Source organism: Nonomuraea sp. NPDC049784, from assembly GCF_040659615.1.
Taxonomy (GTDB): domain Bacteria; phylum Actinomycetota; class Actinomycetes; order Streptosporangiales; family Streptosporangiaceae; genus Nonomuraea.
Map to the genome: position 1 here is coordinate 1 of NZ_JBFAMX010000673.1, position 5,284 is coordinate 5,284.

The 5,284-nt window shown below is 70.9% G+C and carries 8 protein-coding genes; 3 read left to right on the forward strand and 5 right to left on the reverse strand.

Annotation, left to right across the window (positions count from 1 at the left end):
- Positions 1-356: alpha/beta hydrolase (locus tag AB0J09_RS55370; protein ID WP_360710427.1), on the forward strand; the 356-nt coding region annotated here is incomplete at its 5' end.
- Between the two features lie 45 nt (positions 357-401).
- On the opposite strand, the gene AB0J09_RS55375 is transcribed toward AB0J09_RS55370, so the two are convergent.
- The 5 genes from AB0J09_RS55375 to AB0J09_RS55395 are packed head-to-tail and all read right to left on the reverse strand — an operon-like array spanning position 402 to position 3,524.
- Complete coding sequence (locus tag AB0J09_RS55375; RefSeq protein ID WP_360710428.1) at positions 402-821, reverse strand: thioesterase family protein; 420 nt, start codon at positions 819-821, stop codon at positions 402-404.
- A complete protein-coding gene (locus AB0J09_RS55380) occupies positions 814-1,392 on the reverse strand; it encodes a helix-turn-helix domain-containing protein (protein WP_360710430.1) in 579 nt (192 codons plus the stop codon). The genes AB0J09_RS55375 and AB0J09_RS55380 overlap by 8 nt, the downstream gene beginning before the upstream one ends.
- Positions 1,393-1,440: 48 nt before the next feature.
- Positions 1,441-2,604, reverse strand: a complete 1,164-nt coding sequence (locus tag AB0J09_RS55385) for a sigma-70 family RNA polymerase sigma factor (RefSeq protein ID WP_360710432.1) — start codon at positions 2,602-2,604, stop codon at positions 1,441-1,443.
- 3 nt (positions 2,605-2,607) lie between these two features.
- Positions 2,608-2,946, reverse strand: coding sequence for a YciI family protein (locus AB0J09_RS55390; protein ID WP_360710434.1), 339 nt, complete (start codon positions 2,944-2,946; stop codon positions 2,608-2,610).
- Complete coding sequence (locus AB0J09_RS55395; RefSeq protein WP_360710435.1) at positions 2,943-3,524, reverse strand: dihydrofolate reductase family protein; 582 nt, start codon at positions 3,522-3,524, stop codon at positions 2,943-2,945. Before AB0J09_RS55395 ends, AB0J09_RS55390 begins: the two co-directional genes overlap by 4 nt.
- 233 nt (positions 3,525-3,757) lie before the next feature.
- Between AB0J09_RS55395 and AB0J09_RS55400 the strand changes: the two genes are divergently transcribed.
- Complete coding sequence (locus AB0J09_RS55400) at positions 3,758-4,384, forward strand: DivIVA domain-containing protein (RefSeq protein ID WP_360710437.1); 627 nt, start codon at positions 3,758-3,760, stop codon at positions 4,382-4,384.
- Between the two features lie 58 nt (positions 4,385-4,442).
- Positions 4,443-5,284: hypothetical protein (locus tag AB0J09_RS55405; RefSeq protein WP_360710439.1), on the forward strand; the 842-nt coding region annotated here is incomplete at its 3' end.

Below are 5,284 nucleotides of genomic sequence, written 5' to 3' on the forward strand. Positions count from 1 at the left end.
CCGACGGCGCTCACGTCACCGAGCTGTGGCGGCAGCGGCGCGGCTTCTACGACGCAGGCCAGGAGGCCGACCTCACCCGGTTCGTGATCGACGCCCTGCAGGTCGTGGACCGGCTCCAGGACGGTCACGCCGCCGTGAACGCGTACGAGATGGCGTCGCGGCTGCCGCTCGTGCGCACTCCCACCCTGCTGGTGTGCGGCGCGGACGACGCGTACTCGCTGCCTGACCAGCCGGCCCTGGCGGAGGCGCTGGGATGCGAGCTGAAGGTGATCGACGGCGCCGGCGTCTGCCTGCCCGAGCAGCGCCCCGACGCGTTCGCCGAGGCCGTGCTGTCGTTCGTGGCGTCCTTCCACTGACCACGCTCGCCCAGACCGTGCCGGCATTCGTGGTGCACTTCCCATTTACGCGGGGGCTCCCTTGGAGTGGGCGCGCCCGGTGAAGCGGGCGGCGTCGATGACCGCGCGTTCGTGGGTGCCGGTGCTGATCACGTCGTGCCCGTCGTCGGCGGTCACCTCGAACCGCAGCCGCCGCCCCTCCACCTCGGTCAGCCGCACGCGGCAGGTCACCTCGAGGCCGGGCGGCGTGGGCGCCGCGTGGCTGAGGTCGACGTGCGTGCCGACCGTCTGCTCGCGCGGCCAGTCCAGGTACGGCACGACGGCCTGGATGCACGTCCACTCGATCAGCCCGACCAGGAACCCGGTGGCGAAGACCGGCGGCATGACCGCGAACTCCGGCGACTCCGGATAGAGCGCCGCGACGATCTTGCTCTCCGGCACGCGGAACCGGAACGTGTGCTCCAGGCCCGCCTTCAACTCATGCATGGTCCGCTCCGATCATCCTGGCCGCCACCTGCTTGGCCCTGCGCATCGCCGTCCGATCCCCGTCGACCACCACCCGGGCGTTGGCCCCGTCGATGAGCAGGAGCAGCCCGAAGCCGACCTCCTCTGGCCGCGGCAGACCGGCCTCGGCCGCCAGGCGGGTCAGCGTCGAGCGCAGCCAGTCCTTGTAGGCCGAGATGACCTCGCGCGCGGGATGCCCCGCATCGGGCAGCTCCACCGCGGCGTTGGTGAACGGGCAGCCGCGGAACGCCTCCTGCCCGTGCCCCTCCGCGAGCCAGTCGAAGACCGCCAGCAGCCGCTCCGCTCCGCCGCTCGTGCACTGCTGGAGGAACGCGGTCATGGCCGCCTGCCGCGCGGCCCGCCGTCGATCCAGCACGGCCGCGACCAACTGCTCCTTGGAGCCGAACTGGGCGTACAGCGTGGGCTTGGACACCTGGGCCCGTGCCACCAGCGTGTCGACGCCGGTGGCACGGATGCCTTCGGCGTAGAAGACCTCGGTGGCCACCTCCAGCAGCCGCTCCCCGGCGGCGCTGAGCTCGCGTTGATCGCTCACGCCACGATACTGACAGGTCAGTAAATGCGAGGCAAGAGCTCTGGCGCGTCAGAGCAGGCTGAGCCGGCGGTTGAGGAAACGGCGCTCGGCCTCGGTCGTGGCCAGTTCGAGTGCCCTCTGGTAGGCCGCCCGCGCCCCCGCGATGTCGTGCAGGCGGCGCAGGAGCTCGGCGCGGGTGGAGTGGAAGTAGCGGTAGCCGTCGAGGGGGAGCGCGTCGACGATCGCCAGGGCCGCGCGCGGCCCCTCGACCTCGGCGATCGCCACGGCACGGTTGAGCTCCACGACCGCCGAGCCCGTCAGCTCCCGCAGCCTGTCATAGAGCGCGGCCACGGCCGCCCAGTCGATCAGCTCCTCAGCCTGGAGCGCGGCGATGGCCGCCTGCACCGTGTAGGCGCCGCGAGCACCGAGCGCGAGCGCGCGGTCCAGCAGCCCTCGCCCTTCCTCGATCTGCGCGGAGTCCCACAGACGGCGATCCTGCTCGTGGAGTAGGACGATCTCACCGTCGCGAACACGGGCCGCGCGCCGCGAGTCGTGCAGCAGCATCAGCGCCAGCAGTCCGATGGCCTCGGGCTCGCCGGGCGTGAGGGCGAGGAGTATCCGGGCCAGCCGGATCGCCTCGGCCGTCAGGTCGGCCCGGCCGTCGCCGTACCCCTGGTTGAAGATCAGGTAGAGCACCGCGAGCACCGCACCCAGACGGGCGGGCAGGCGGTCCTCCCGGGGTATCGCGAACGGGATCCCGGCCGCCCGGATCTTGGTGCGCGCACGGGAGAGCCGCCGCTTCATCGTCTCCTCGTTCACCAGGAACGCCCGGGCGATCTCCGGGGTCGACAGGCCGCCCAGCGCCCGCAGGGTGAGCGCGACCTGAGCCTCCGTCGCGAGCGCCGGATGGCAGCACATGAAGAACAGTTCGAGTCGTTCGTCGGGAATCGCCGTCTCGTCCATCGCCACCTCATCGCCGGGCTCCGGCCGATCCAGCAGCCGGAGCTTCTCCGTATGGGTACGGTCGCGGCGCAGGCGGTCGATCGCCCGGTTGCGCGCGGTCACCACGAGCCAGGCCCCCGGATTGTCCGGGAGCCCGTCGCGGCTCCAGCGCTCGGCGGCGGTGACGAACGCCTCCTGCGCGGCCTCCTCGGCGACGTCGATGTCGCCGGTGTAGCTCACCAGGGCGGCGAACACACGCGCCCACTGGTCGCGGAAGATCTCCTCGAGCACCGGCTAGAGCTCCACCAGCGGCCGCACCTCGACCGAGCCGCCCAGGCGGGCGGCCGGGATCCGGGCGGCGAGCTCGAGCGCCTCGTCGAGGTCGCCGGCCTCGACGATGTAGAACCCGCCGAAGATCTCCTTGGTGTCGGCGAACGGCCCGTCGGTCACCCGCATCTCGCCGCCTTGGACCCGTACGGTGGTCGCGGTGTCGGCCGGCTGCAGCCGCTCGCCCGAGATCATACGTTCGTCCTTCATCAGCGTGACGTACTCGGCGCTGATGGCGGCGCGCTCGTCCGCGCTGAGGCCGTCGTAGGCCTCGGGACGTTCGTTGATGAGCAGTGCGTATCTCACCGGTGGTCTCCTTGAGCTGCTTCGCGGCGGTAGACCAGGAGGGCGGCTTGGCCCACCCGCTCGGCGGACTCCAGGCTCAGCCCGGCGGGCTGTCCCGGCCGGTCGAACAGCCGGCGCCCCTGGCCGAGCACAGCCGGGAACACCAGCAGCCGATACTGGTCGACCAGGTCGTGCTCCTTCAGCGCGTCGACGACGCCGGCGCTGCCGGCCACCACGATATCCTGGCGCTTCTTCCGCTCGGCCACCTCCTCGATCAGCTCGCCCCGCAGGAGGGCGGAGTTGCTCCACCCCTCGACGCTGTCCAGCGATCGGGAGGCGACGAGCTTGGGGATGGCGTTCATCTTCCTGGAGAACTCGTCGTCCCTGGAGGGCCAGATGCGGGAGAAGAGCTGCCAGGTGACGCGGCCGAGCAGCATGGCTCCGGTGTCGAGCACCTCTCCGAGGGCGAACTTGTCGCCGGCCACGGACTCGGGCCCGTAGCGGAACGCCCATCCTCCCCACGGCGTTCCCTGCGCCCCGTCCGGGTCTTCGACGACCCCATCGAGAGAGACGAACTCGATGACGATCAGCTGACTCATGATCTCGGACCTTCCTTGAAGCCGGTTACTCGGCGACAGGACGGTCGAGGACCCCTCGGGGGGACAGGCGGTTAATGTGATCTGGGTCACAGATCATTTGGCCTCGTCCGGCGGCTTTACCTGTGACCGGCTGCCCAGACGTTTAAGCGCAAGGTAACGTGTCAACTACTGTGCGTATAAGTTGCCTGGTCAAACGGTAAGGGTTGCACCGAAGGGCTCGGTGAAGCACCGTCATGCACATCAAGCACGAAGATCACGACCAACGCCTCCGGCTCCCGTTCAGTCACGCCATAGGCGACGACACCGCCATGCTGCCGGTGCAGGCGGCAGGCCCCGGCCAGCTCACCCTGCTGACCCCCGCCGCCGTGCACCATCAGGTCTTCACCGTGGTCCGGCTGCGCGCCGGCTACGACCTGGCCGAGGTGGACGCGTTCCTGGCCAGCGTGGAGACCACGCTCGGCCTGCTCTGGCAGGACAACGCCCACCTGCGCGAGCGTCTGGCGAACATCCCCGTCCCGCAGATCCCGGCCGACCTGCTGGCCGAAGCGGAGCAGACCGCACAGGACACCGTCGAGGCCGCACAGCAGGAGGCGGGCCAGATCCTGGCCGAGGCCCGCGCCGACGCCGAGCGGCTGCGGCGTGAGGCCGCCACCGCGGCCGAGGCGCTGACCCAGTCCGCTCGCCTGGCCTACCGCGAGGCCATCGAGGAGCAGCTCGACCAGTTCGACATGGTGCTGTCCGACCACGGCCGGCACCTGCAGAACAGCCTGCGCGCCCAGCTGGGCCGGCTACGCACCGTCCTTGAGGACATCGCTACGCCCGGCCATGCGGCGCACACCGGTCCCGTCGCCGCGCCCTGATCGAGCCGTTCCGTACGCACTGTCGTTTCGCACGCACTCTCGCCAGAAAGGTCGTGAAATGTCCTTGCCGCTCGGTGGGCCGGCACTGCAGTCGGCGCTGCAAGAAGCGGGCCTCGACGTCGCCATGCCCGCCTGGACGGTGTGGGCGGCCGTGGGCCTGGTGGCGCTGTCCACGCTGGCCGGAGCCCATCTGGCCCAGCGCAACGCCGCCAAGATCAGCATCTGGCTGGCCCTCGCCTCGGCGCTCATGCTCATCACTGCCCTGACCGACGTGATGCCGGACGCCTGGCGTGAGGCTCACGCCACCGAAGTGCCGCTGTGGCTGGTGGCGCTGGCCGGGGTGATCGGCTTCGCCATCATCACGTACTTCACCCGCCACGGCCACCCGCACGAGGTGGCGGTTCAGCGCGGGCGGCACGCCCCCGGCCTGCACAGGCGCGTCAAGCAGGCCGTCAGCGCCGCGGTGTACGGAGGCGTGGGCACCGCCGTCGCGCTGGCCCTGCACCGTATGATCGAGGGCGCGACCCTGGCCCTGGCCGCCTCGGCCATCGTCGTGGCCGCACTCATGATCCACTCGGCCGGCGAGGGGCTGGCCATGACGGCCATGCTCGACATGGCCAGCAAACCGCGCATTCCCTGGCTGGCACTCTCCTGCGTCAGCCCCGCGGCCGGTGTCGTGCTGGCCACGGTGGCGCCGATCCCGCCGCAGAGCGTGCCCATCCTGCTCGGCCTGCTCACTGGCGTGCTGCTGCGTACCGCCGTGATCGGACTGCAGATCGCCCGCAACAGCGGCCAGCTGGTGCGGCGCCATGTCGCGGTCGCCGCGGCGGGCGTGCTGGCCGTGGGCGGCATACTAGGCGCGGCGGAGACCATGTTCGGCGAGGAGTGGCCCATCCCGCC

Coding starts and splice junctions, on each gene's coding strand:
- AB0J09_RS55395 (WP_360710435.1), bottom strand. CDS start 3,524: ATGAGTCAGCTGATCGTCATCGAGTTCGTCTCTCTCGATGGGGTCGTC.
- AB0J09_RS55400 (WP_360710437.1), top strand. CDS start 3,758: ATGCACATCAAGCACGAAGATCACGACCAACGCCTCCGGCTCCCGTTC.
- AB0J09_RS55375 (WP_360710428.1), bottom strand. CDS start 821: ATGCATGAGTTGAAGGCGGGCCTGGAGCACACGTTCCGGTTCCGCGTG.